The following is a 25,293-nucleotide window of genomic DNA, read 5'->3' on the forward strand; positions in this document are numbered from 1 at the left end:
GCCGAATCGGAATCCATCCGACTCCTCCATATCGTCCCCTTGACGATAAGGGGGTCGCTCCATTATCGTCTAAGTGACACTAACCAGTGTCGCACAGTCGTCACGAGGGGGATCATCCATGGCCGACATCACCAGGCGGCTCGGCTGGCGGCATCTGCGCGGGGCGCCCACCGCGCACATCCATCACCACCGCTCCGGGCGGCTCGTGCACGAGGGCCCGGGGCTGAGCTTCTGGTACCGGTCGCTGAGCGCCGCGCTCTCCGAGATCCCGGTGGACGACCGAGAGCTGGCGATGACCTTCCATGCCCGTACGTCCGACTTCCAGGACGTGGCGGTGCAGGCGACGGTGACCTACCGGGTGAGCGACCCGGCGATCGCCGCCGCCCGGCTCGACTTCTCCATCGACCCCGACACGGGTGTCTGGCGCGGCGCTCCCCTGGAGCAGTTGTCGACGCTGCTGACGGAGACGGCCCAGCAGCACGCGCTGGACGTGCTGGCCCGTACGACGCTGGCGTCGGCCCTGGTCGACGGGGTCGCGGCGGTCCGGGAGCGGGTGGCGAGCGGGCTCGCGGCCGAGCCGCGGCTGCCGGCCACCGGGATCGAGATCGTGGCCGTACGCGTGGTGGCGCTGCGGCCCGAGCCCGAGGTCGAGCGGGCGCTGCGCACGCCGGCCCGGGAGCAGATCCAGCAGGAGGCGGACCGGGCGACGTACGAGCGCCGCGCGGTGGCCGTCGAGCGGGAGCGGGCCATCGCCGAGAACGAGCTGGCCAGCCAGATCGAACTCGCCCGGCGCGAGGAGCGGTTGGTCGAGCAGCGGGGCACGAACGCGCGGCGGGAGGCGGAGGAGAAGGCCGCCGCGGACGCGGTGAAGGCGGGCGCGGAGGCCGCCCGGACGGTGCGGCTGACCGAGGCGGAGGCCGAGCGGACCGTGCGCCTGGCCGAGGCGGAGGCCGCGCGGAGTGTGAGGCTCGCCGACGCGGAGGCCGCGCGGCAGGTCAAGCTGGCCGAGGCGGAGGCGCGGGCCGCGCGGGCCGTCGGTGAGGCCCGGGCCGAGGCGCAGGCGGCGTGGCTGCGGGTGCACGGCGAGGTGGACGCGGCGACGCTGCACGCGCTGACCGGGACACGGCTCGCGGAGAACCTGCCGCGGATCGAGAGCGTGACGGTGTCGCCGGACGTGCTGACCGGGCTGCTCTCCAGGCTGGGCGGGGCGGGCGGCCAAGGGGGCGCGGCGTGAGTCTCGCGCCGCGGGTGGTGCTGGTCCATCGCACCACCGAGTACGAGGAGTTGGTGGCCCGGCACGGTACGCACGGGCAGGCCGCCTTCTTCCTGCGGTCCCGGGGGCGGGACATCGAGGATGTGGCCGAGCGGCACCGGCGGGAGCGGGGCGCGCTGGCCGAGGTCACGTCCTCGGTGCCGCTGACCTGGCGTCAGGCGCGGGTGGAGCGCGGGGACCTGGACCGGTTTCTGTTCGCCCCCGAGGACGTCGTGGTCGTCGTGGGGCAGGACGGGCTGGTGGCCAATGTCGCCAAGTACCTGGCGGGGCAGCCGGTGGTGGGGATCAACCCGGATCCACGGCGCAATCCTGGGGTGCTGGTGCGTCACCGTCCCGACCAGGCGGGCACGTTGCTGTCCTCCGCCCTCCGGTCGGCGGTGTCGGCCGATGAGTTGACCATGGTCGAGGCGGTCGCCGACGACACGCAGCGGCTGGTGGCGCTCAACGAGATCTACGTCGGTGCGGCGGGGCACCAGACCGCCCGGTACCGCCTGGGGCTCGACGGCGACAGGGGTGCCGTCGAGCCCCAGGCCTCGTCCGGGGTGCTCGTCGGGACGGGGACGGGGGCGAGCGGGTGGATCCGCTCGGTCTGGCAGGAGCGCGCGAGCGACCTGCCCCTCCCCGGCCCCGACGAGGCCCGCCTCCTGTGGTTCGTCCGCGAGGCCTGGCCCTCCCCGGCCACCGGGACGTCCCTGGTCGCCGGGCAGTTGGCGGCGGCCGCCCAGCTCCGCCTGACGGTCGAGTCGGACCGGCTCATCGCGTTCGGGGACGGGATGGAGGGGGATGCGCTGGAGCTGACGTGGGGGCAGACGGTGCGGGTGGGGGTGGCGGGGGTTCGGCTGCGGTTGGTGGGCTGACGCGGCGAGTCGCCCCCACCGGGCCCGCACCCGCCCACGAACCCGCGCCCCCGAGCTCTGTTACTCGGCCCCGTCCGCAGGCGCCGGCGCCGACGCGGCGCCCTTGCGGCGCTTGCGGTGGGTGTAGGCGACCATCGCCTCCCACAGGTCGCGGCGGTCCACCTCGGGCCAGGGCTGGTCGGTGAAGTGGAGTTCGGCGTAGTGGGCGTGCCAGGGCAGGAAGTTGGAGGTGCGGATCTCGCCGCTGGTGCGCCAGAGGAGGTCGACGTCGGGCATGGCGTGGTGGGGCAGATGGGCGGCGAAGAGCTGCTCGGAGACCCGGGCGGGATCGACCTCGCCGGCAAGTGCGGCGCGGGCCAACGCCGCGCCCGCCTGGGCTAGTTCGGCGCGGCCGCCGTAGTTGACGCAGATGTTGAGGGTCAGGCCGGTGCGGTGGCGGGTGGCGTGCTCCTGACTGCGGAGTACCTCCACCACGTCCTCTGGGAGGCCGTCGGGGGAACCCACCCAGCGCAGGCGTACGTCGTGGTCCAGCAGCTCGCCGTCGAGGAGTTCGGCGCGCATGATCGCGAAGAGTTTGGAGATCTCGTCCGGCGAACGCTTCCAGTTCTCGGTGGAGAAGGCGTAGACGGTGAGGTGGGAGAGCCCGATTTCCAGGGCGCCCTGGACGACGTCGCGGAGCGCGACCGCTCCCGCGCGATGGCCCTCGTCGCGGGGCAGTCCCAGACCCGTGGCCCAGCGGCCGTTGCCGTCCATCACGATCGCCACGTGTCGCGGCATGTGGGCGGCGGTTATGGTCGGCGGGCGCGCGCCGTCGCGGTGCGGGCGCGGCGGCAGGGGCGGCTCGGCGATCCGCGTGGTGTGCCGCTCCGGGCCGGTGAACGGGCCCGATGCCGAGTCGTCCACGGTGCCGTCGGCGCGTGACGTCGCGTCCGTGGCCGCCGTCCTCGCCGGGGAGTCGTCCCTGCCGGGCGGCAGCGTCAGCCGCCACACCAGGGCCGCGCGCGCCCGGGCCGGGCCGAGGATCCGCCACTCGGTGTGCCGGGGGACGCGGACCTGCCGGTGCAGTGCGGCCGAGCCGGCCCGTACGAACGCGTCCAGCTCCGCGCCGAACAGTTCGACGGCGGTGTCGAGCACGATGGCGGGGCCCAGCGGCAGGGTGTCGCGCAGTGCCCGGCGGGAGTTCTCCAGCCATTCCCGGGCCTGACCGGCGAGGTGGGCGACCAGCTGTCGGACGGCGGGGGTCCACTCGCGGGAGATCAGCTCGGCCGGGGTGACGTGGAAGCGGTCGAGGACCTCGGCGGGGAGCCACACGTGCCCTCCGTCGAGGTCCTCGGGCAGATCGCGGAGCATGTCGGTGAGGAACAGCCCGTCCACGAAGCGGGTGAAGCCCGGGAGGTCGCGGAGCCGCACGGGGACGGGCAGTCCGCTGCGCACCAGCATCCGCATGAGCTGCTCGGGCCAGCTGACGTTCTGGGCGTGGGCGCGCTCACGCCACTCCCGCCAGGTCTCGACACCCTCGCGGCCGTCGTCCCGCTGGACCGCGTCGAGCGCGCCCAGCAGATCACCGATGTCCAGCCCCCAGTGCCACACCGCGTCGGTCAGCGCGAGCCGGATCGGGTCCTCGCTGGTGCCGCTCGCCAGATCGGCCTCCAGCGCCGCCCGCCACTCCTGGAGCCGGAGACTGCGCTCCTCGGGGGTGCTTTCGGTGGAGTCGAGCAGGTCGTCGGCGGACGCGAGAGCCGCGTAGAGGGCCCAGCAGGCGGGGCGTACCGCCGGGGGCATGAGCTGCATCAGGGCGTACTCGGTGGGCCGGGTCGTGCGGACCAGGCGGCGGCACTCGTCGTACGCGGCGTCGAGCGCCGATCGCTCTCGCCCGGACCGCGTTCCGGACCGCGTGGTGGTGCGACGCATGGGGAACCCCACATACCTTCGAATGGGACCGATGGGACCGGCTCGGGTGACAGCGATCGCCCGCGATTGGCTGCGATCGTTGTCCCCCCGAGCACCGCCGGAACCTCTCGAACGCGGAACACGGCCACGCCTGCGTGCGACATTATCAGCCGCATTGTCGCCTCACAGGACGGGCCCGTCCGTCACGGACAGGGCAGTCCGTGACGGACGGCGCGCCTCGCCGACGGGCGCCTCACAGCCGGGGGTCGACCGGCTCCGACTCCAGGGCCAGTACCCCGAACACCGCCTCGTGCACCCGCCACAGCGGCTCCCCCTCGGCGAGCCGGTCCAGGGCCTCCAGCCCCAGGGCGTACTCGCGCAGGGCGAGGGACCGCTTGTGGTTGAGGAACCGGCCGCGCAGCCGGGCCAGGTTCTCCGGGCGGGTGTACTCCGGGCCGTAGATGATCCGCAGGTACTCCCGGCCCCGGCACTTGATGCCCGGCTGCACCAGCCGTCCCTGGTCGCTCCGTACGACCGCCCCGACCGGCTTGACGACCATGCCCTCGCCGCCACGGCCGGTCATCTCCAGCCACCAGTCGATGCCGGCGCGCACCGAGTTCTCGTCGCCGGTGTCGACGAAGAGGCGTCGGGTGGTCTGCAGCAGACCGCTGACGTCGAACTCGACGAGCCGGTCGATGAGGGCCAGTTGCTCGTCGTGCGGCACGGCGGCGAGGCTGCGGCCCTGGACGGCGAGGATCTGGAAGGGGGCGAGCCGGACGCCGTCCAGGCCCTCGGTGGGCCAGCAGTAGCGCCGGTACGCCTCGGTGAACGCGGCCGCGTCGGCGGCCCGCTCACGCTGCCTGCCCAGCAGTTCACCCACGTCGACGCCGCGTGCCGCCGCGCTCTCCAGGGCGGCCAGCGCGCCCGGGAACACCGCGCCCGAGGCGGCGCCCACGGCCGCGTACTGGGTGCGCAGCAGCCCGGACGCCTTCAGCGACCACGGCATCAGCTCGGCGTCGAGCAGCACCCAGTCGGTGCCCAGCTCCTCCCAGAGCCCGGCCGCCGTCATGGCCTCGCGGACCCGGTGGAGGACCAGCTCGGTGCGGGCCATGTCGTCGAAGAACGGGCGGCCGGTACGGGTGTAGAGGGAGCCGGTGGGTCCGTCCACCCCGAAGCGTTCGCGCGCGGCGTCGGCGTCACGGCAGATCAGGGCGACCGCCCGCGAGCCCATGTGCTTCTCCTCGCACACGACCCGCGCGACACCGTCCTCCTTGTACTGGGCGAACGCCTCCGCCGGGTGCTCCAGGTAGCCCTCGATGCGGGAGGTGGCTGTCGGGGCCATGGTCGGCGGCAGGTACGGCAGCAGGCGCGGGTCGACCGCGAAGCGGCTCATGACCTCCAGGGCGGCGGCCGCGTTCTCCTCGCGGACCGACACCCGGCCCGCGTGCCGGGTCTCGACGACCCGACGGCCGTGCACGTCGGCCAGGTCCAGCGGCCGGCCCTCGTGCCCGCCGGGCGCCTCGCCGGCCAACGGCCTGGCCGGCTCGTACCAGACCTTCTCGGCCGGTACGTCGACCAGTTCGCGCTCCGGCCAGCGCAGCGCGGTGAGCTTGCCGCCGAAGACGGCGCCCGTGTCCAGGCAGATGGTGTTGTTCAGCCAGGTGGCCTGCGGAACCGGGGTGTGACCGTAGACGACGGCCGCGCGGCCCCGGTAGTCCTCCGCCCACGGGTAGCGCACCGGCAGCCCGAACTCGTCCGTCTCGCCCGTGGTGTCGCCGTACAGGGCGTGGCTGCGGACGCGGCCGGAGGTCCGGCCGTGGTACTTCTCCGGCAGGCCGGCGTGACAGACGACGAGCCGGCCGCCGTCGAGGACGTAGTGGCTGACGAGCCCGTCGATGAACTCCCGTACCTGCTTCTTGAACTCCTCGCTCTCGCCCTCCATCTGCTCGATGGTCTCGGCGAGGCCGTGGGTGTGCTGGACGTTGCGGCCCTTGAGGTAACGGCCGTACTTGTTCTCGTGGTTGCCGGGCACGCACAGCGCGTTTCCGGAGCCGACCATCGACATCACGCGGCGCAGCACGCCCGGGCTGTCCGGGCCGCGGTCGACGAGGTCGCCGACGAAGACGGCCGTACGTCCCTCCGGGTGGACGCCGTCGACGTAGCCCAACTTGCCGAGCAGCGCCTCCAGTTCGCTCGCGCAGCCGTGGATGTCGCCGACGATGTCGAACGGGCCGGTGAGGTGGGTGAGGTCGTTGAAGCGCTTCTCGGTGACGATCGCGGCGTTCTCGACGTCCTCGACGCCCCGCAGGACATGCACCTTGCGGAAGCCCTCGCGCTCCAAGTGCCGCAGGGAGCGGCGGAGTTCGCGGGTGTGGCGCTGGATCACGCGGCGGGGCATGTCGGCGCGGTCGGTGCGGGCCGCGTTGCGTTCGGCGCACACCTCCTCCGGCACGTCGAGCACGATGGCGATGGGCAGCACGTCGTGCCTGCGCGCCAGCTCGATCAGCTGCTTGCGGGACTCCTGCTGCACGCTGGTCGCGTCGACGACCGTACGGCGGCCGGCCGCGAGGCGCTTGCCCGCGATGTAGTGCAGCACGTCGAAGGCGTCCTTCGTCGCGCTCTGGTCGTTCTCGTCGTCGGAGACCAGACCCCGGCAGAAGTCGGAGGAAATGATCTCCGTCGGCTTGAAGTGGCGGCGGGCGAAGGTGGACTTGCCCGAGCCGGAGGCGCCGATCAGCACCACGAGGGAGAGGTCGGTGACGGGCAGGGTGCGGCCCTTGACGGTCTGCTCGGTGGTCTCGCTCATGCTGCCTTCGCCTCCTTCTCGTTGATGGTCCTGATGCTGAACACACCCATCTGGGTGGGCGGCCCCACCTCCGGGTCGTCGGGCCCGACGGGGACGAACCCGACGTCGTAGCCGTGCCGTTCGGCGACTGCGGTCGCCCAGGTGCGGAACTCCTCGCGGGTCCATTCGAAGCGGTGGTCGCCGTGCCGGGCGTGCCCGGCGGGGAGGCTCTCCCAGCGGACGTTGTACTCGACGTTCGGCGTCGTCACGAGGACGGTCCGGGGGCGGGCCGACCCGAACACCGCGTACTCCAGGGCGGGCAGCCGGGGCAGGTCGAGGTGCTCGATGACCTCGGAGAGCACGGCGGCGTCGTAGCCCTTGAGGCGCTTGTCGGTGTAGGCGAGGGAGCTCTGGAAGAGCTGGACGCGGGAGGCCTGGCGCTCGCCCATGCGGTCGAGCTTGAGGCGGCGGGCGGCGATGGTGAGCGCGCGCATGGACACGTCGGTGCCGACGATCTCGGTGAAGCGGACGTCCTTGAGCAGCGCCTGCACCAACTGGCCCTGGCCGCAGCCGAGGTCGAGCACGCGGGCGGCACCGGACTCCTTGAGCGCGGTGATGATCGCGTCCCGGCGCTGCACGACGAGCGGCGTCGGCTTCTCCTCGGCCTCGTCGTCCGCGGGCTCCTCGACCGCGTTGTCGATCTCCTCGACCTCGCTGTCGTCGGCCTCGGCCAGCCGTACGAGTTCCAGGCGTTCCATGGCCTGCCGGGTCAGCGACCAGCGGCGGGAGAGGTACCGGCTGGTGATCAGCTTGTGCTCCGGGTGAGCCGGGAGCCAGCCCTCGCCCGCCCGCAGCAGCTTGTCGACCTCGTCGGACGACACCCAGTAGTGCTTGGCGTCGTCGAGGACCGGCAGCAGGACGTACAGGTGGCGCAGCGCCTCGGCCAGGGTCAGCGACTCCGACTCCAGGACGAGCCGTACGTAACGGGAGGCGCCCCACTCGGGGAACTGGGTGTCCAGCGGCACCGCCTCGGCCGTGACCGTCCAGCCGAGCGGTTCGAAGAGCTTGACGACGAGGTCCGGGCCGCCGCGCGCGGGCAGCGCCGGTATCTCGACGCGCAGCGGGCGGCTCTGCTGCGGGAGTTCGGGACGGGCCTTGCACTGGCCGCGCACGGCGCTGGAGAACACGTCGTTGAGCGCGACGGCGAGGAGGGAGGAGGCCGCGTAGGGGCGGTCGTTGACGTACTGGGCGAGCGCCGCGTCGGGGGCGCCGCCCCGGCCCTTGCCCTTGCCGCGCCGGACCAGCGCCACCGCGTCCACCTCCAGCAACAGCGCGGCCGTGCACCGCTCGACGTCCGCCTCGGGGTAGAGGACGTGCGCCTTGCCGTAGGAGGTGGAGAACGCCTGCGTGTTGTCGGGATGCTTGTGCAGCAGGAAACCGAGGTCGGTCGCGGGGCGCTCTGGAGTGCCGGTGGTACTGATCGTCAGGAACACGGTGGGGTTGCCTCAGGGTGGGTGTCTGTGATGGATGCCCAACGTACAGCGAAGGCTCAGCAGGGCCTCAGGCATTTTCCGTACCCCGGCCACCGTCCGCGCACGCGGGCCGGGGAGGGGTGCGCACGAACACCCCTCCCCGGTCCCGCCCGTCCCCCGTCAGGGCAGTTCGGTCACCCGGTCCGTGCCCGGCGGTGCCACCGGGCTCTCGGCCGTGAGGTAGTCCGTCAGGGCGGTGATGTCGTCTCCGCCTCCGACCGTGTTCCTGCCCTCGGCGAAGGTGGTGAAGCCGTCGCCGCCCGCCGCGAGGAAGGTGTTGGCGGTGACCCGGTAGGTGGCGTCCGGGTTCAGGGTCTCCCCGTCGAGCTTGATCGAGGACGGGTCGATACGGTCACCGACCGGGGCTGTGCGGGAGTAGGCGTAGGTGAGGCCCTTGGAGACGCCCAGCATGAGGGTCGGCGCGCGGGTGCCGGAGTCGTTGAACTGCTCCTCCAGGATCTTCTCGATCTGCGCACCGGTGAGGTCGACCGACACCAGGGACCCGGCGAAGGGCTGCACGGCGAAGGCCTCGGCGTAGGTGATCTCACCCGGGGCCTCGCCGCCGGTCGAGGAGGCGTGGACGAGGTCCGCCCGTACGCCGCCGGGGTTCATCAACGCGATCCGGGCGCCCCCTCGTTCGGGCGCCGACGTCGCCGCCAGCTGCGCGTCGGCGACGAGGTTCGCCAGGTCCGACTCGGCGTCGCGGGTCTCGGAGCGGGTGATGTCGGCGGTGACGCCGCCGACGACCTTGTTGGCCAGGGGCGCCGAGAGGGCCTTCCACTTGTCGATGACGGCCGTCTGGTCGGCGTCCTTGGCGCCCGTGCGGGTCACCAGGTGGTTCATCGCGGCGACCTGGTCGCGTACGACGTCACCGGTACGGCGGTCCACGGGCAGTCGCGTCTCGGTGACGACCCGGCCGAAGGAGGAGGCCGAGGTGACCGTACGGGGATGGCCGGCCGGGTCGGGCAGGGAGCAGACGTACGGCTGGTGGGTGTGGCCGGTGACGACGGCGTCGATGGCCGGGTCCAGGTGCCTTGCTATGTCGACGATCGGTCCGGAGATGCCGTCGCACTGCCCGTACGAGCCTGCCTGGACACCGCCCTCGTGGAGCAGGACCACGATCGCCTCGACACCTTGGCGGCGCAGCTTGCGGGCGGCGGCGTCGGCGGTCTCGACCTCGTCGGTGAAGCGGACGGACTTGATGCCGGACTGGCCGGTGACCTCGGGGGTGCCCTCCAGGGTCATGCCGATGAAGCCGACCTTGACGCCGTCGACCTTCTTGACCCAGGTGGGCGCGAGGAGCGGCTTGCCGGTGGTGCGGTCGAGGACGTTGGCGGCGAGCCAGGGGAAGGCGGAGCCGTCGTACGGCTCGTCCTCGAGGTAGCAGCCGTCGTGGGGGTGGCAGCCGCCGTGCTGGATGCGCAGCAGTTCCTCGGTGCCCTCGTCGAACTCGTGGTTGCCGACGCTCGTGACGTCCAGGTGCAGCTTCTCCATGGACTCGACGGTCGGCTCGTCGTGGAAGAGGCCGGAGAGGAAGGGGCTGGCGCCGATGACGTCACCGGCGGCGACGGTCAGCGAGGCGTCGGTGCCCTCGCGGAGCTGCTTGAGCCTGGCCGCCAGGTACTCGGCGCCGCCGACCGGTGTGGACTTCGCATCCAGCTTGGAGCCGAGGTTGGCGTCCCGTCCGGCGGGCGGTTCCAGGTTGCCGTGGAAGTCGTTGAAGGAGAGCAACTGGACGTCGACGGTGTCCGGCTGCTTCGGGGTGGTGGGGAAGCCGCCGTTCAGGACGCCGGGGCGGACGGACAGCAGATGGAACTTGGTGGCGCTGCCGTTGAAGCCGAAGTTGTCGTCGGCGACCAGGACGAGGGTGCGGGAGCCGTCGGGCAGGGTCGGGCCCCAGGTGATGCCCTCGACGTTGTCGGCGTCCGTGCCGGAGAGGGTGAAGTCGTACAGCAGCCTCTTCGGCATCGGCCGCTCCGCGCCGGACAGCTTCTCCTCGCCGCGCACGTCCGTCGCACCTCGGGTGGTGGTCCAGTACAGGCGGATCGCGAAGCCGACGCCGGAGGCGAAGGAGCGTTCGACGGTGAGGTAGTCGGTCTTGTTGATCGCGAGGATCTCGGAGACTCCCCGGTCGGCCGAGTAGGTGCCGACGGGGGCGGGGAGCGGGGCGGTGGGCGCGGCGGAGATCGGGTCGACCTCGTAGACGTGCTCGGCCTCGGCCGTTCCGGTACGGCGGTCCATGACCAGCAGTCGGGAGGGGCTCTTCGCGGTCAGTCCGGCGGCCGGGCCGTCCTGGACGAGCGCGTTCTCGGTGATCGTAACCGCCTTGCGGCCGTCCGGGGAGAGGGCCAGGCCCTCCAGGGCCTGGTTGTTGCGGACACCGGCGGTGAGTGTGCCCGACTCCGAGCGGACCGGGGCGTACGCCTTGGGGAGCGGCAGTTCGCGTAGGTACGCGCCGGACGGGGACGTCTCGCGGACGAACGCCGGCTGCCCGGAGGCCGAGGCGCCCTCGCTGGTCCACAGCAGGCCCTTGCCGTCCGGGTTCCAGCGGATCGCCTCCGGGTCGACGGCCTTGGCGGCGAAGGGGGCGCCGGTGGTGTCGTCGAGGACGGTCAGGGCGTCGAGGGCGGGCCTGTCGTCGGCGAACTTCTTGCCGTCGAGCGGTAGTCGCAGCGAGTAGAAGCGGGCCTTGCCGTTCTCGGAGCGGTCGTCGCTGAGGGCGGCGTACGTGTGCGTCTTCGCGTCGTAGTCGATGCCGGACAGGCCGCCGAAGGGCATGCCGAACTCGGTCGTTCCGGCGGGGACGGTGAGCGTGTCGAGGAGGGTGATGCCGTTCTGGGTCTTCTTCGGGGTGCTGCCGTCCGCTTCGGGTGCGGCGTCGGCCGCCAGGCCGTTGGTGAGGGCCAGGCCGCCGAGGAGGGCGGACGCGGTGAGGGCGGCGAGGCCGGCGCGTCGGCGCCTGCCGACGAGCCGTCTGTGTCTGGGCATGGGATTCCCTTCCGGGAGGGTGAGGGTGGGTTTCCGGCGAGCCGGCGGCGGGACCGGCAGCCGGGTACGAGGGGACGAAAGGCCGCGTGAGGGGAGGGGGCGAGCTGTTGAGTCGCGGGTGCGGGCGGGTGGGGGCGGGTGGGGGCTTGTCGCGCAGTTCCCCGCGCCCCTGAAAAGCAGGGACTGCGCCCCTGTGCTTTTCGGCCCGCGGTGCCGGGTCCGGCGTCAGAGGGACGCCGGGGCCACCTGCCCCGCGCCCCGCCGCTTCCTCCGCCACGCGTACACCGCCAGCGCGACCAGGGTCATCGCGTACGGGATGGTCGACACCAGTTGCGGTGGTACGTCGAGGGTGCCGAGTTGGACCGCCAGGGCCTCGGCCGCGCCGAAGCCGAGGGCGGCGAGGAAGACACCCCAGGGGCGCAGGCCGCCGAGGAAGACCGCGGCGAGGGCGATGAAACCGCGGCCGGCGGTCATGTCCCGGACGAAGAAGGAGACGTACCCCATGCTGAGGAAGACCCCGGCGAGCCCGGCGAGGGCTCCGCTGAGGGCGAGCCCGGCGTACTGGACGCGCCGTACCGCGATGCCGACCGAGGCGGCGGCGTCCGGCATCTCGCCGACCGCGCGGAGGTGGAAGCCGAAGCGGGTGCGGTAGAAGAGCCAGGCGACGAAGGGGGCGGCGAGGAAGGCCAGCCAGGTGACCAGGTTCTGGCCGCTCAGCACCTCGCCCACCACCGGGATGTCCTCGATGCCGGGCAAGGTGATCGAGGGAAGGGTGCCGCTCTTCAGGCCCGACGTGCCGCCCTTGTCGTCGAGGAGGGTGAAGACGGCGTAGGCCGTGCCGCCGGAGGCGAGCAGGTTGAGGCCGATGCCGGCGATGATCGCGTCGGCGCCCAGCTCCAGGCGGAGCGCGGCGAGCAGGAGGCCGAGGAGGACGGCGACCGCTACTCCGGCCAGGGCCCCGGCGGCGACCGAGCCGCTGTATCCGGCGACCAGCGCGCCCGTGCAGGCGGCGCTCAGCATCTGGCCCTCCAGGGCGATGTTGCTGATGCCGGCGCGTTCGGCGACGAGTCCGCCCATGGCGGCGAGCAGGTAGGGGGTGGCGACGCGCAGGACGGCCGCGAGGAAGGCGCTGCTGAGGACGACGTCGAGGACGGAGTTCATCGGGCACCCGCCTTCCCGGGCGCGGCGCCCGCCTGCCCCCGCGAGGGGTCGGCCTGCCTGCGGGCGAGGCGGCGCTTGAGGAGGTCCGGAAGGGCCTGGGCGGTGACCAGCAGCACGATGACCGCCTGGATCACGACCACGATCTCCGTGCCCACGTCCGTCTGCTGTTCCATGATGTCTCCCCCGGCGCGCAGGTAGGAGTAGAAGAGGCCGGCGACCACGACGACCAGCGGGTTGTTCCGGGCGAGCAGCGCCACCACGATCCCCTCGAAGGCGAGGCTTCCGGCGAGCCCGGGTTCGAGGCGCCCGTAGACGCCCTGCACGAGGTGGGCGCCGGCCAGGCCTGCCACGGCCCCGCCGATGACGAAGCTCCACTCGATGGCGCGGGGCACCCGGATGCCGCCGTACTCGGCGAAGTGCGGGTTGGAGCCGGTCATCCGGATGCGGTAGCCGAGCGGGGTGCGGGTGATGAGCAGCCACAGCGCGACGGCGGTGAGCAGCATGAGGAGGAAGCCGACGTTGGCGCGGCCGAAGGGGATGCCGAGCCATTCGGTGAGCGGGGTGAGGGCGGAGTCCGGCTGGATGCGCTCGGAGTGGACGGCGCTGCTGCCCGGCTCCTTCAGCGGGCCGTTGACCAGGTAGTCGTAGACACGGACGACGATGGCGTTGAGCATCAGCGTCGCGACGATCTCGTTGGCGCCGAGCCGGGCCTTCATCGATCCCGGTACGAAGCCCATGCCGGCGCCGGCCGCCGCCGCGGCGACCAGGGGCACGAGCACGGCGGCGACAGGCGGCAGCGGCAGGAAGATCGCGACCGTGGCCGCAGCGAGCGCGCCCGCGTACAACTGGCTCTCGGCGCCCAGGCTGATCTGCCGCGCCCGGAAGGGGATGGCCACCGACAGACCGAGCAGGGTGAGCGTGGTGGCGTCCTCCAGCCAGCGGCCGACGCGGAACGAGCGCTCCAACGGGCCGGTGAGCAGGGCCTCGTAGGCCGCGATCGGGTCCTTGCCGGTGGCGAGGATGACGAGGAAGCCGATGACTAGGGCGGCCAGGACGGTCGCCAGGGTCATGCTGAGGTCGACGGCGAGACCACGACGCCGGGTGGCCTTGTACTCCCGGCGGTCCTCGCTCTCGATGAGGGTGCTGGTCATTCGGCGTCCGCCTTTCCCAGGTCGCCGCAACCGTCGTCGGCCAGCCCGGCCCGCAACCGCTGCCGTTCGTGCCGCTCGACGCCGAGCATGTACAACCCCACCTGCTTCTCGGTCAGTCGGGTCGTGTCGTCGAAGCGGGCGACGAGGCGGCCGTCCTTGAGGACGAGCAGGCGGTCGGAGAGGGCGAGGAGTTCGGTGAGGTCGGCGGAGATGAGCAGGACCGCGGCGCCCTCGTCCCGGGCGGCGACGAGACGCTCGTACATGAAGCGCATGGCGCCGATGTCCACGCCCCGGGTGATCTGGGAGGCGATCAACAGCCTCGGCCCGGCGGAGAGTTCGCGGGCGACGACGACCTTCTGCATGTTGCCGCCGGACAGCGCGCGGACCGGGACGGACGGGTCGGGGGTGCGGATCGCGTAGTCCTCGACGAGCCGCTCGGCGTGGGCGCGCACGGCCGCCGGGCGCAGGACGCCCCGGCGGGCGAGGGGTGGGCGGTCGTGCCGGTCGACGACGAGGTTGTCGGCGATGGACTCGTCCAGGGCGGCCCCGTCGTGGAGGCGGTCCTCGGGGACGTAGCCGACGCCGGCCCGCCGGTGACCCGCGACGTCCAGTCCGGCGGTGTCGGTGTCGCCGACACGGACGGAGCCGGCGCCCGGTCGCCGCAACCCCGCCAGGATCTCGGCGAGTTCGGTCTGCCCGTTGCCCTCGATGCCGGCCACACCGACGATCTCACCGGCGGCGACGTCGAAGTCGAGGCCGTGCAGGGACTGACCGGTCGGGGCGGCGTACTCCAGTCCGCGCACCCGCAGCGTGGTCCCGGCGCGCCGGGCCGGGGCCCGGTCCACGTCGAGGGACATCTCACGGCCGACCATCATCGCGGCCAGCGAGTGTGCGCTGGTGTCGGCGGTGGCGACGGTCCCGACGAGGGCGCCGGCACGCATCACGCTCACCTTGTCGCTGATCTCCCGCACCTCGCGCAGCTTGTGCGAGATGAACAGCACGGTCATCCCGCCGTCGCGCAGCCGTCGTACGGCGGCGAACAGGTCCTCCGTCTCCTGCGGGGTGAGGACGGCCGTCGGCTCGTCCAGGATCAGGACGCGGGCACGGCGGTGGAGGGCCTTGAGGATCTCGGCGCGCTGACGCATGCCCACGGACACCTCGTCGACGCGGGCCAGCGGGTCGACGGCGAGTCCGGCCTCCTCGGCGAGGCGGGCGGTCGCGTCGGCGGCCGCCCTGGCGTCGACCAGGCCCCGGCGGCCGGGTTCGACGCCGAGGACGACGTTCTGGGCGACCGTGAAGGACGGCACCAGCATCAGGTTCTGGTGGACCATGCCCACGCCGAGCGCGATCGCGGAGGCGGGGCCGCGCAGCACACGGGGCCGGCCGCCGATCACGATCTCGCCGGAGGTGGGCTGCTCCAGGCCGTAACACAGCTTCATCAGCGTGGACTTGCCGGCGCCGTTCTCACCGACGACCGCGCGGATCTCCCCGGCCGGTACGTCGAGATCGACGCCCCGGACCGCGCGCACGCCGTTGGCGTACGTCTTGGTGACCGCGCGGGTGGCGACGGCGGGCCCGGCCGGGTCCCATGACTCGTTCATCTCAAGACCGTTCGGGGTCGGTTCGGTTCAGGTCGGTTCGGGTCTGTTCAGCTCGGTTCGGTCGGTTCCGGGTCAGAAGGCGCTGGGGACCGTGAGGGAACCGGACTTCACCTTGCCGGCGGCCTCCTGGAGCTCGGTGCGGACCTTCTCCGGCACGATCTCCTGGAAGTGGGCGTCGTCGACGTACCCGACCGCGTCCTCGGCGAGACCGACGCTCTCCACGGCGCCGTACTTCACGGCGTCCTTCTCCTCGTCCTCGGCCGCCTTGTAGAGGGCGTTGCCGACGTTCTTGAGGATGGAGGTGACGACGGTGTTCTTCTGGGCGTTGTCAGTGAGGGTCTGGTACTGGTCGGAGTCGACGCCGAAGGTGTAGCGGCCGGCGCTCGCGGCGGACTCGAAGGTGCCGAGCCCGGAGAGCCCGGCGACCGGCCAGACGAGGGCCGCGCCCTGTCCGTACATCGCGGTGGAGATCTCCTTGCCCTTGGCGGGGTCACCGAAGGGCTTGTCGCCGCCGACGTACTGGGTGAGGACGTCGGAGTTCTTGCCGCCGGCATCCTTGAATCCGGCCTTGAATCCGACGATGAAGTCCTCGATGACGGGGATCTTCACCCCGCCGATGACACCGACCTTGTTCAGGGATTCGGCACCCTTGAGGGCTTTCTCGGCGACCAGCTTCTCGGCGAGGAATCCGGCCAGATATCCGCCCTCGTTCTGCTTGAAGGTCACCGAGTAGACGTTCTCGCACTTGTTGGAACAGCCGTTCTTTCCGGTGTAGTCGACGGCCGAGTCGAAGACCCAGAACTTCTTGTCCGGGTACTGCGGGGCGAGTTCACCGATGTAGTCGGTGACGTCGAAGGTACCGGCCGCGAGGATGTCGTAGTCGTCGGCCGCCGCCGCGTCCTCGAAGCCGGGCTCCCACTTGGTGCGGTCCGAGCCCAGCTCCACCACCTTCAACTCGTAGCCGAGCTTGCTCTCGGCCCGCTTCAGCCCCTCGTAGGCGGAGTCGAAGAACGACTTGTCGCCGAGCCCGCCATTGACCACCAATTTGATCCGGGTCTTTCCGGAGGAGGCCGACCCGGAGTCGTCCGAGCCCGATCCCCCGCATGCGGTCAGCACGAGCATTCCCGCCACCGCGACGGCGGCTCCCGGTCCGTAACTTCTCATCGTCATCGACCTCCTGATCATTTTCCGCTCCTGATCATTTTCCGCTCTCACTGACAGTGACAGTAAGAAGTGCAAAACGTTTTGGCTACGTCGAAGGGTTTCTGTTTGATTTCATCCAGGGGAATTTCAGCCGTCGGCCAGCAGCGCGGCCGCGGCGATGCGTACGGCGCGGTCGAAGCCGGTCTCGCGGTCCGCTGCCGACAGGACCTCCCCGGTGCGCACGTGGTCCGACACGGTCAGTACGGCAAGGGCCTCGCCGCCCTCGGCCGCGGCCACGGCGTACAGGCCGGCCGCCTCCATCTCGACCGCGAGGGTGCCCCGGCGTTCAAGGGCGTCGAACACGGCGGGCCGGTCGAGGTAGAAGTGGTCGCTGGAGAACACCGGGCCGACGTGCACGGCCGCTCCGTCCGGCCTCTCCCGTTCGACGGCGTCGGCCGCGTCCACGGCCGCGCGCAGCGGCCGGTAGGAGGCGGCGAGGGACAGGCTCACGCCGTCCACCAGGAGGCGGCTGACGCTGGAGTCGGTGTGCGCGGCGGAGGCGATGACCACGTCCCGTACCGCGACCGCGGTGGGCAGCGCGCCTGCCGTGCCGACGCGCACGATCCGGCGGACCCCGTACTCCCGGAAGAGTTCCGTCGCGTAGATCGACACCGACGGAATGCCCATCCCGGAGGCGAGGACCGACATCGGCACGCCCCGGTGGGTGCCGGTGTAGCCGAGGATGCCGCGCACGTCGGTGACGAGCCGAGCGTCGTCGAGGAACGTCTCGGCGATCCGCCGGGCCCGCCGCGGATCACCCGGCATGAGCACGAGCGGGGCGAGGTCGCCGGGGGCGGCGGCGATGTGGGGAGTGCCGACCGGGGCGGGGGCCGGGGCCTCGCCTGCGGCAACCGGTCCAACGCCGGGAGCTTCGGGCGCCTCGACCGGGACGGGGGCAGCGGTCATGCGACCCGCGACCGGGACGGTGCCGACCGCCTGCCGCCTCGCCACCGGCGCGGCGCCGGTCGCCTCGGACCCCGTGACCGGTGTCGTGGTGGCGGGTCGCGGGGTGCCGGGGCGTTGGGCGGGCGCGGGCGGCTGGGGGTCGGCCGGTTCGGTCGAGGCGGTGGGCTCTTCGGTCGCCGTCACAGCTCCTCCCCCGCGAGCCAGCGCAGCAGGCGGTCCCACAGCTCCGGGTAGCCGTCCCACTCCAGGAACGGCGGCGGGGCCCAGTGCGGTGCCACGTCGGAGGTGAAGGCCGCCGAGCGGCCCGTGCCATGGCCGCCGACGGCCAGCAGCGGATGCCCGGCGCACTCGGCGAGCAGCGCGGCGTCCGGCCGTACGGCGACCTCGTTGAGGCCGAGCAGCGCGGGCCAGGTCCGGTCGAGTCCGGCCACGACCGTGTGCCCGGCCACCACCTCGGGCACGGCTCCGGCCGGCAGCTCCACCCGGTCGTCGCGGTCGAGCATCGTCACCGGCAGCGCGGCGGCCATCGGCGTACGCCCCCAGCGGGCGCGGGCGTCGATGCCGCTGAACGTGAGGTAGCCGCCGATCATCAGCACGCCTCCCCCGCGCTCGACGAACGCCCGCACCAGCTCCGAGCGGTCGGGCGCGGGTTGGGACCGGTTGAAGGTCTCCGGCGGGAGCTGGAAGCTGTTCGCCCCGACGTCGCTGATGACCACGACGTCGTACGCGTCGAAGCCCTCGGCGGTGTCCGGGACCCGGGTCGGGATCTCGTGCGCGGGCACGTACGTCACCTCGTGGCCGCGCGAGCGCAACGCGTCGAGGAAGACACCGCCGCCCTCGGTGTACTCGGCGGTGTGGAAGGAGTCGAAGCCCTTCTGATGGACCGTGTACGTGAACCAGGACTCGCCGATGACGAGGACTCGGGGCATGGGTGAACCGCCTTTCGGGCGTGGGGGCACAGGGACATGGCCGCGTGGCACGGCGTCCGGCAAGGAGGAGGGAGGAAGGGGTGGGTCAGCGGGCGGCGGGCGGCGCCGTGCTGCCCCGTACCTTCAGTTCGACGGGGAGGGTGTGCCGGGACGCGGGTGGTACCTCGCCCCGGGAGACGTACTGGAGGAGTTGCGCGGTGGCGGTGCGCCCGACGTCGTAGGCGGGCTGGTGGACGGTGGTCAGGGCCGGGTTGACGAGCGAGGCGGCCCGGATGTCGTCGAAGCCGACGACGGAGATGTCGTCCGGCACGGACAGTCCGGCCTCCCTCAGCGCGGCGAGCGCGCCGAACGCCATCAGGTCGTTGGCCGCGAACACGGCCGTACGGTCCTTCAGACCGCCTTCGTCGAGCAGTTCGGCGATCAGGCGGTAGCCGGACTCCTCCTTGAAGTCGCCCGCCCGTTCGACGACATCGCCGCGGAAGGCCTGCACGAAGCCGTGCGCGCGGGCAGCGCCGCTCCTCAGGTCGCGGGGACCGGTCAGCATCAGGGCCCGGCGGTGACCGAGCGCCCGCAGATGCTCGCCCACCAGCCGGCCGCCCGCCTCGTGATCGGCGCTGGCGATGAGCGCGCCGCTGAGCCCCTCGACCTCCTCGTCGGCCAGCGCGATGGGGAACTTGCCCATCAGCGCCTCCAGCCTCCGACGGGACGGCGGTGACCCGGAGGCGTACACCATGCCGTCGATGAACCGGCTGCGGATCATGCCGAGATAGCGGTCCTCGCGGTCGGCGTCGAACTCGGTGTTGCACAGGATCAGTCCGTACCCGAGGTCGTGGGCGGCGTCCTCGGCGCCCTTGGCCAGGTCGGCGAAGAAGGTGTTGCTGATGTCCGGGATCAGCAGCCCGATCACGGAGGTGGAGCCGGCCTGGAGGCTGCGGGCCAGCGAGGCGGGGACGTATCCGAGCCGGTTGACCACACTGCGCACGCGGGCGGCGGTCTGTTCGTTCACCGGCCGGTTCCCGCTCAGCACGTGCGAGACCGTGGTCGGGCTGACCCCGGCCGCCGCGGCCACGTCCTTGATGGAGGCGGCCCGGCGCACGGCGTGCCGGTCGTGGCCCGGCCGGTCATGGCTCCGGTCGTGGGCCGGCCGCTCGTGGCCGGCCCCCGATCCGTACAGCTCACGGGTCATAGTGCTGCACCGCCCTTCCGTGGGAGGTGTCGAGGATCCGCGCCACGCGCGCGTCGGCCTCGGCGAGCAGGACGGACTCGTCGACGGTGAGGAGCCGCCCGTCGCGCATCAGGACCCGCCCGTCGACGACGACCGTGCGTACGTCACTGGCGCGGGCGCTGTAGACGAGCGCGGCACGCGGGTCGTGCAGCGGACGGCAGTGCGGGCCGGACAGATCGGTCAGGACGATGTCGGCGCGCATGCCCGGCTCCAGCGCCCCGATCCGGTCCTGGAGCCCCAGAGCCCGGGCCCCTCCGCGCACGGCCATGCGCAGCGTCTCGGACACGGTCATCCAGGTCGCGTCCCGCACCGCCTGCTTCTGGGTGAGGGCGACCAGCCGCAGCGCCTCCCAGACGTCGAGCGTGTTGTGGCCGGCGGCCCCGTCCGTGCCGACGGCCACCGTGACCCCGGTGGCGAGCAGGTCGCGGACCGGGGTCAGCGGGGACAGCGCGTGCTTGAGGTACACCTTCGGGCAGCAGGCGACGGCGGTCGTGCCGGCGTGCTCGGCCAGCAGCGGCAGGTCCCGCTCGACGATCCCGCAGCCGTGCGCGATGAGGGCGCCCGCGTCCAGTACGCCGGTGTCGTGCAGCACCCCGATCGGTGTGACCCCGCGCCGCTCGAGACTCGACTCCGTCTGCTCCAGGTGCTCGGCGGCGTGGATGTGCATCCGTACGCCCAGCCGGCGGGCGTGATCGGCCAGGGTCCGCAGATCCTCGTCGTCCACGGTGTACGGCGCGTGCGGCCCGAGCGAGACGGTCACCCGGCCGCCGGCCCCGCCGTGCCAGGCCTCGGCGAAGGCGACGGTGGTGTCCAGCGCCGACGCGCCGCCGCTGCTGAAGTAGGTGGGAGCGATGTCGGCCCGCAGGCCCGTCTCGGCGACCGCCTCGGCGATCCGCTCGGGGAGGAAGTAGTGGTCCGCGAAGGTCGTGACACCCGACCGGATCATCTCCGCGCAGGCCAGCAGCGCCCCGACCCGTACGTCCTCGGGGGTCAGATTGGACTCCATCGGCCAGACCCGGTCGTTGAACCAGCCCTCGACCGTCACGTCCTCGGCCGCGCCCCGCATCAGCACCATCGGGCTGTGCGTGTGCGCGTTGACGAGACCGGGCAGGGCCAGCAGCCCGTGCCCGTCGACCACCTCGGCGTCCCGCTCCTCCGGCCGCTCCGCCCCCGTCGGCCGTACCTGCGCGATGACGCCGTCCTCCACCACGATGTCCCGCGCGGGCAGCACCTCGCACTCCCCCGCCGACGGGACACGCAGCACGTCACAGCCGCGCACGAGCAGGCGGTGACGGGGTGCGGAAGGGGGCGTTCTGTCGCTCATGCGGCACAAGCTAGATATCCAAAACGTTTTGCACAACAAGGGGACGCTTCGGATGCCCGGTTGTTTCCGGCGCCGGTCCGGGTGCTCATGCGGTTACCCGCACCCCCTGCGGGCGCGGGGGGTACGGGTCGGCTCGCGGTCGTGCGGCCGCGCTAGGACAGCTGGGACTGCACCTGGCTGGAGATCAGCTCCAGGTGGTCCAGATCGTCGAGGTCGAGGATCTGGAGGTAGAGGCGCTGGGAGCCGATGGCCTGGTAGCGGGCGATCTTGTCGACGACCTCGGCGGGAGAGCCGGCGAGGCCGTTGGCCTTCAACTCGTCGACCTCACGGCCGATCGCGGCGGCACGGCGGGCGACCTCGGCGTCGTCCTTGCCGACGCAGGCGACCAGGGCGTTCGAGTACACGAGGTCGTCGCCCTTGCGCCCGGCCTCCTCGGCGGCCTTGCGCACCCGGCCGAACTGGCGCTCGCTGTCCTCGATCCCGGCAAAAGGCATGTTGAACTCGTCCGCGTACCGCCCTGCGAGGCGCGGGGTGCGGCTCGCGCCGTGCCCGCCGATCAGGACCGGCACCTTGGCCTGGGCCGGCTTGGGCAGCGCGGGCGAATCGGTCAACTGGTAGAAAGTGCCCTCGTACGAGAAGGTCTTGCCGACCTCGGTGGCCCACAGGCCGGTGACGATGGCCAGTTGTTCCTCCAGGCGGGCGAACTTCTCCTTGGGGAACGGAATGCCGTACGCCTTGTGCTCCTCCTCGAACCAGCCCGCGCCCAGGCCGAGTTCGACGCGGCCACCGGACATCTGGTCGATCTGCGCGACCTGGATGGCGAGCACACCCGGCAGGCGGAAGGTTCCTGCGGTCATCAGGGTGCCGAGGCGGATGCGGGTGGTCTCACGGGCGAGTCCGGCCAGGGTGATCCAGGCGTCGGTGGGGCCGGGAAGGCCGTCGACCGAGCCCATGCGGAGGTAGTGGTCGGAGCGGAAGAAGGCGTCGAAGCCGAGGTCCTCCGTGGCCTTGGCGACGGTGAGGAGGGTGTCATAGGTCGCCCCCTGCTGGGGCTCGGTGAAGATGCGAAGATCCATGCCTCCATCCTGCACGCTCGTGCGTCGGTCAAGGGCGCCGGTCCAGCCGGTGCCGCCGGTCCACGGTCGGGTGAAATTCGGTCAATCCCGCGCCTGGGCCGGGCTCGGGCCAGTGACCGGCGGGAACGGAGATCGTTGCTCGGGAGGAGCCGGACCGCCCGGCACCCGTCGCCGGCGGCCGCTGCCGGGACGCCCGCACACGTGCCCCCTCGGGGGGCGAGGGCCGAGGAGGCCGTCACATGTCCCAGGAAGCCGTGCCGGAGCAGGCCGCCGTGCCTGCGCAGCCCAAGGGTCTGCTCCAGCAGATGGAAGAGTTGATGGCTGCCCTGAACGCGGACCTGTCCCAGCTCGACGCGGACCTCTCGGCGCCGCGTGCCGCTGCCGCGGATGAGAGCGAGCCCGCCTGACCTTCTCCGAGCCACGAACCCGACGCCCGGCCATCCCTTTCCGGCCGGGCGTTCGCCATGTGCAGGGGCTGTGCCCTTCGGCCTCTTGGCGTGCGTCGTGCGGCCGCGGGTGAGTTGTTCGGCCGCGGGTGAGTGGGGGTTGCTCGCGCAGTTCCCCGCGCCCCTGAAAAACCCGGGGCGACCCCTGCTTCACGGGGAGCTGGGAACCGCGCGAGCCATCACGAACCCGCCGCGCCCGAACGACTCACCCCGCCGCCGTGTCTCTCTCCGACAGGACCTGGTCTCTCACCGCCAGCCGCCGCAGCATCTCCAGCACCCGGTCCCGCGCCTCGTCCGCCGCGTCGATCGCCTCCATGCACTGCCAGTACGTCGCCTCGTCATCCGCCCCGCTCGCCAGCCCCACGAGCGCGATACCGACCTCGCCCAGCAGGCCCCCGAGCCGCAGCAGCGACTCGTGGGCGTCGCCCAACTCGGTGAGCTGGGCGGCGCGTAAATCGCCCACGCCGAGCGGCGGGGCGCCGAGTATGCCGCAGCCGCTGCCCGCCAGCTCGGTCAACCCCAGGGCCTCGCCGCGCAGTTCGGGAGGCCCCGAGACCGCGAGGCGGCTGCCGATCGCCTGCGCGAGGGCATAGGACTGCCACGCCTCCGCCATGATCTGAGGTCCCTCGACGCTGCCCGCCAGAGCACGCCTGCTCGCGAAGATGAGCCGCACCGCATCCATGCGCTGCCCCCGACTGTCCCGACGCGCTCTCACACGTCCGTCCGAACTCCTGCCTGTTCATTACCCACAGTGAGGGCCGCTGAGACAGAAAGCCAGAGGAAGCCGGAAATCTGTGGATAACAAGTCGACTGTGGACAACATTTCAACTCCGGAGAGTGACAACCGGATGGACGGACTCCTCCCCGAGCCGCGTCAGGGCTTCCCCGGCGCCGGAAATCTCCGTTCGTTGCGGTCGATCTTCGCATCCAGGGCCGACAGCGGATCGATCCCCAGCACCTCGCAGAGCTGCAGCAGATAGGCGAGCACATCGGCGACTTCGTCGGTGACCCGGTGGGCGGTGTCCGGGTCCGACATCACGCGCGTGGACTCCTCCGGCGTCAACCACTGGAAGATCTCGACGAGTTCGGACGCCTCGACACTCAGGGCGGAGACCAGGTTCTTGGGCGTGTGGTACGGCTGCCAGTCCCGGGCGGCGGCGAACTCGGCGAGCCGCCGCTGCAGGGTCGCCACGTCGAGTTCTCGCGCGGATTCAGGATCTTTCACGGTTCAGGTGTACCACCGTCACCCCCGCCACCCGGGCGGCCCAGGACGCGTCGCTCACCGCGCCGACCAGCCGGATGTGTCCTCGGTCGCACATCCGCGCCGCCAGCCGCACCAGCTCCAGGGCCTGACTCGGGTCCAGGGCGTGGTCGAAGCCGTCGGCGAGGACCGTGAGCGTCTGCAGCGCCGCCGGCACCTCCGCGACCGTATCGACCTCCAGTACCCCGGGCCCGGTGAACAGCACCAGGGCCAGCGCGAGATACCTCAACTCCCCGTCCCCGAGCAGGCCCAGGGCGGTCCGCACCCCGTCACCCCGGTCCAGCACCGCCCGTACCGCGCCGTCGCGCAGCGGCTCGGCCAGCAGGTCGAGGACCGGCCCCGCACAGCCGTCGCGGAGGGCGGCGACGAGCAGCGCGTGCCGTCGGCCGCACTCCGTCCGCGTGCGCCACAGCACGTCGGCGAGGTTGTCGCAGCCCCGGAGCAGCCGCCCGGAGCCGAGCGGCACGGCGGCGCGCATCCGGGCCGGGCGCGGCTCGCAGGCGTAGACCGAGCGGAGCGCGACCACCATCTGCTCAGCGGCGGCGAGCACTTGGCGCTGGCCGTCCGTCTTCCCGGCGACGCGGAGCGGGAGCAGCGCCGTACCGAGCCGGTCGTCGGGGAGCGGGCCTCGGGTGACCGGGGCCGCACCCGCCGTGTGCCAGGCGGCCTGGACGACGGGGCGGCTCGGATCGACCAGCGCGGTCTCCAGCAGGGTCCGCCCGCCGGCCGTCAACCGCTCGCCCACGATGCGGAGTTCGGGCTCGGCCTGGACGGCGACGTCGAGCCGTACGGGGCCTTCGGGGCCGTCGACCGTGCAGCCGATGCGGAAGCCACGCCGCCGCTGGGCGTCGGGCCGGGCCCGCTCGGGCACACAGCTCACCGGGTCGGGGAAGGCCTCGCCGAGGTGGGCGCCGCCGCCGAGCCGCGCGAGCGCCTCGTACGCCCGCAGGGCGGTGGTCTTGCCGGTGCCGCTGCGCCCCGCGAGGAGGGTCAGCGGTCCCAGGGGGAAGACGGCGTTCCGGTGCCCGGCGAAGGCGGAGAGCCGCAGTTCGGTGACGCTCGGCCGCTCCGGACGCGCTCCGGCGTCCGCGCCGGGCAACACCGACGACAGGGATGACACGGTCATATGTGGACAGTAGGGGCCCACTGATCAGGCAAACCGTTCCGCCCAGTGGATCTTCCTACGATCGGGGGAGCGCCCCGACCCGGCCACGGGCGCCCTGACCCGGTCGGGAGCGCCCCGCAGCGAGCGGGAGCGCTCCGCGCCGGGCGTCACACCCCGGGAACCCCGGCGCCCTCCATCAGCCCCCGCACCTCGGTGCCGGGCGGCGTGAGAAGGAACACGTTCCGGTCGACGCGGTGCATTCCGCTGGCGAGGCCGAAAACCACCCCCGTGCTGAAATCCAGCACGCGCTTGGCGGTGTCGCTCTCCGCGCCGGACAGATCCAGCAGCACCGGAACGCCCGCCATCAGCGTTTCCGCCACCTCACGGGCGTCCGCGAAGACGTTGACGCGCAGGACCACGAAGCGGCGTCGGGCCTCGGTCTCGGCTTCCGGTATGGTCCGGTGGCCGACTGCGGACGGCCAGGCGTCCCGACCCCGCAGCGGCACGACCTGGGCGAGCCCCTCCCACTGTTCGTCGGTGACATCGTGGCTGTTCACCCTGTTCACCGGCCCTCCCCCTG

At 72.2% G+C, this 25,293-nt stretch carries 20 protein-coding genes; 3 read left to right on the forward strand and 17 right to left on the reverse strand.

Features of this window, described 5'->3' with window-relative positions; genetic code table 11:
* Positions 1 to 118 precede the first annotated feature (118 nt).
* Positions 119 to 1,234 carry an SPFH domain-containing protein gene (locus ACWD26_RS25525; RefSeq protein WP_451273815.1) on the forward strand — a complete coding sequence of 372 codons (1,116 nt, stop codon included), beginning with the start codon at positions 119 to 121 and terminating at the stop codon, positions 1,232 to 1,234.
* Positions 1,231 to 2,130 carry a hypothetical protein gene (locus ACWD26_RS25530; RefSeq protein WP_451273817.1) on the forward strand — a complete coding sequence of 300 codons (900 nt, stop codon included), beginning with the start codon at positions 1,231 to 1,233 and terminating at the stop codon, positions 2,128 to 2,130. The genes ACWD26_RS25525 and ACWD26_RS25530 overlap by 4 nt, the downstream gene beginning before the upstream one ends.
* A gap of 60 nt (positions 2,131 to 2,190) precedes the next feature.
* Here the strand turns inward: ACWD26_RS25530 and uppS are convergent, their stop codons facing one another.
* From uppS to ACWD26_RS25595, 13 genes are all read right to left on the reverse strand, one after another.
* A complete protein-coding gene (gene uppS, locus ACWD26_RS25535; RefSeq protein WP_451273819.1) occupies positions 2,191 to 4,041 on the reverse strand; it encodes a polyprenyl diphosphate synthase in 1,851 nt (616 codons plus the stop codon).
* Between the two features lie 232 nt (positions 4,042 to 4,273).
* Positions 4,274 to 6,826 (reverse strand): polynucleotide kinase-phosphatase, encoded by a 2,553-nt coding sequence (locus ACWD26_RS25540; protein ID WP_451273821.1) that lies wholly within the window; start codon positions 6,824 to 6,826, stop codon positions 4,274 to 4,276.
* Positions 6,823 to 8,298, reverse strand: a complete 1,476-nt coding sequence (locus tag ACWD26_RS25545) for a 3' terminal RNA ribose 2'-O-methyltransferase Hen1 (RefSeq protein WP_451273823.1) — start codon at positions 8,296 to 8,298, stop codon at positions 6,823 to 6,825. Before ACWD26_RS25545 ends, ACWD26_RS25540 begins: the two co-directional genes overlap by 4 nt.
* 159 nt (positions 8,299 to 8,457) lie before the next feature.
* Positions 8,458 to 11,325: an esterase-like activity of phytase family protein gene (locus ACWD26_RS25550; protein ID WP_451273825.1), complete on the reverse strand. Its 2,868-nt coding sequence runs from the start codon at positions 11,323 to 11,325 to the stop codon at positions 8,458 to 8,460.
* Positions 11,326 to 11,550: 225 nt separating this feature from the next.
* Positions 11,551 to 12,486 (reverse strand): ABC transporter permease, encoded by a 936-nt coding sequence (locus ACWD26_RS25555; protein WP_451273827.1) that lies wholly within the window; start codon positions 12,484 to 12,486, stop codon positions 11,551 to 11,553.
* Positions 12,483 to 13,637: an ABC transporter permease gene (locus ACWD26_RS25560; RefSeq protein ID WP_451273829.1), complete on the reverse strand. Its 1,155-nt coding sequence runs from the start codon at positions 13,635 to 13,637 to the stop codon at positions 12,483 to 12,485. The genes ACWD26_RS25555 and ACWD26_RS25560 overlap by 4 nt, the downstream gene beginning before the upstream one ends.
* Positions 13,634 to 15,238: an ABC transporter ATP-binding protein gene (locus tag ACWD26_RS25565; RefSeq protein WP_451273831.1), complete on the reverse strand. Its 1,605-nt coding sequence runs from the start codon at positions 15,236 to 15,238 to the stop codon at positions 13,634 to 13,636. The genes ACWD26_RS25560 and ACWD26_RS25565 overlap by 4 nt, the downstream gene beginning before the upstream one ends.
* Before the next feature lie 72 nt (positions 15,239 to 15,310).
* The gene (locus ACWD26_RS25570) at positions 15,311 to 16,408 is read right to left on the reverse strand and encodes a BMP family ABC transporter substrate-binding protein (RefSeq protein ID WP_451273833.1); all 1,098 of its coding nucleotides are present in this window, start codon (positions 16,406 to 16,408) and stop codon (positions 15,311 to 15,313) included.
* A gap of 120 nt (positions 16,409 to 16,528) precedes the next feature.
* A complete protein-coding gene (gene deoD / locus ACWD26_RS25575) occupies positions 16,529 to 17,530 on the reverse strand; it encodes a purine-nucleoside phosphorylase (RefSeq protein ID WP_451273835.1) in 1,002 nt (333 codons plus the stop codon).
* Positions 17,527 to 18,276, reverse strand: coding sequence for a glutamine amidotransferase (locus ACWD26_RS25580; protein WP_451273837.1), 750 nt, complete (start codon positions 18,274 to 18,276; stop codon positions 17,527 to 17,529). Before ACWD26_RS25580 ends, deoD begins: the two co-directional genes overlap by 4 nt.
* 85 nt (positions 18,277 to 18,361) lie before the next feature.
* A complete protein-coding gene (locus ACWD26_RS25585; RefSeq protein WP_451273839.1) occupies positions 18,362 to 19,462 on the reverse strand; it encodes a LacI family DNA-binding transcriptional regulator in 1,101 nt (366 codons plus the stop codon).
* Positions 19,452 to 20,825, reverse strand: coding sequence for an amidohydrolase (locus tag ACWD26_RS25590; protein WP_451273841.1), 1,374 nt, complete (start codon positions 20,823 to 20,825; stop codon positions 19,452 to 19,454). The genes ACWD26_RS25585 and ACWD26_RS25590 overlap by 11 nt, the downstream gene beginning before the upstream one ends.
* 152 nt (positions 20,826 to 20,977) lie before the next feature.
* Positions 20,978 to 21,901, reverse strand: coding sequence for an LLM class F420-dependent oxidoreductase (locus ACWD26_RS25595; protein WP_451273843.1), 924 nt, complete (start codon positions 21,899 to 21,901; stop codon positions 20,978 to 20,980).
* Positions 21,902 to 22,140: 239 nt separating this feature from the next.
* Between ACWD26_RS25595 and ACWD26_RS25600 the strand changes: the two genes are divergently transcribed.
* Positions 22,141 to 22,308 carry a hypothetical protein gene (locus tag ACWD26_RS25600; RefSeq protein ID WP_451273845.1) on the forward strand — a complete coding sequence of 56 codons (168 nt, stop codon included), beginning with the start codon at positions 22,141 to 22,143 and terminating at the stop codon, positions 22,306 to 22,308.
* Between the two features lie 244 nt (positions 22,309 to 22,552).
* Here the strand turns inward: ACWD26_RS25600 and ACWD26_RS25605 are convergent, their stop codons facing one another.
* From ACWD26_RS25605 to ACWD26_RS25620, 4 genes are all read right to left on the reverse strand, one after another.
* Complete coding sequence (locus ACWD26_RS25605; RefSeq protein WP_451273847.1) at positions 22,553 to 23,029, reverse strand: DUF6099 family protein; 477 nt, start codon at positions 23,027 to 23,029, stop codon at positions 22,553 to 22,555.
* Positions 23,030 to 23,221: 192 nt separating this feature from the next.
* Positions 23,222 to 23,572: a nucleotide pyrophosphohydrolase gene (locus ACWD26_RS25610; protein ID WP_451273849.1), complete on the reverse strand. Its 351-nt coding sequence runs from the start codon at positions 23,570 to 23,572 to the stop codon at positions 23,222 to 23,224.
* On the reverse strand, positions 23,559 to 24,734 hold the full coding sequence (locus tag ACWD26_RS25615; protein WP_451273851.1) for an ATP-binding protein: 1,176 nt from the start codon (positions 24,732 to 24,734) through the stop codon (positions 23,559 to 23,561). Before ACWD26_RS25615 ends, ACWD26_RS25610 begins: the two co-directional genes overlap by 14 nt.
* Positions 24,735 to 24,880: 146 nt before the next feature.
* Entirely contained in the window at positions 24,881 to 25,270 is a 390-nt protein-coding gene (locus tag ACWD26_RS25620) for a cell division protein SepF (protein WP_319101436.1), read from the reverse strand.
* Between the last annotated feature and the right edge of the window lie 23 nt (positions 25,271 to 25,293).

The sequence above is a fragment of the Streptomyces sp. NPDC002787 genome (assembly GCF_053592095.1).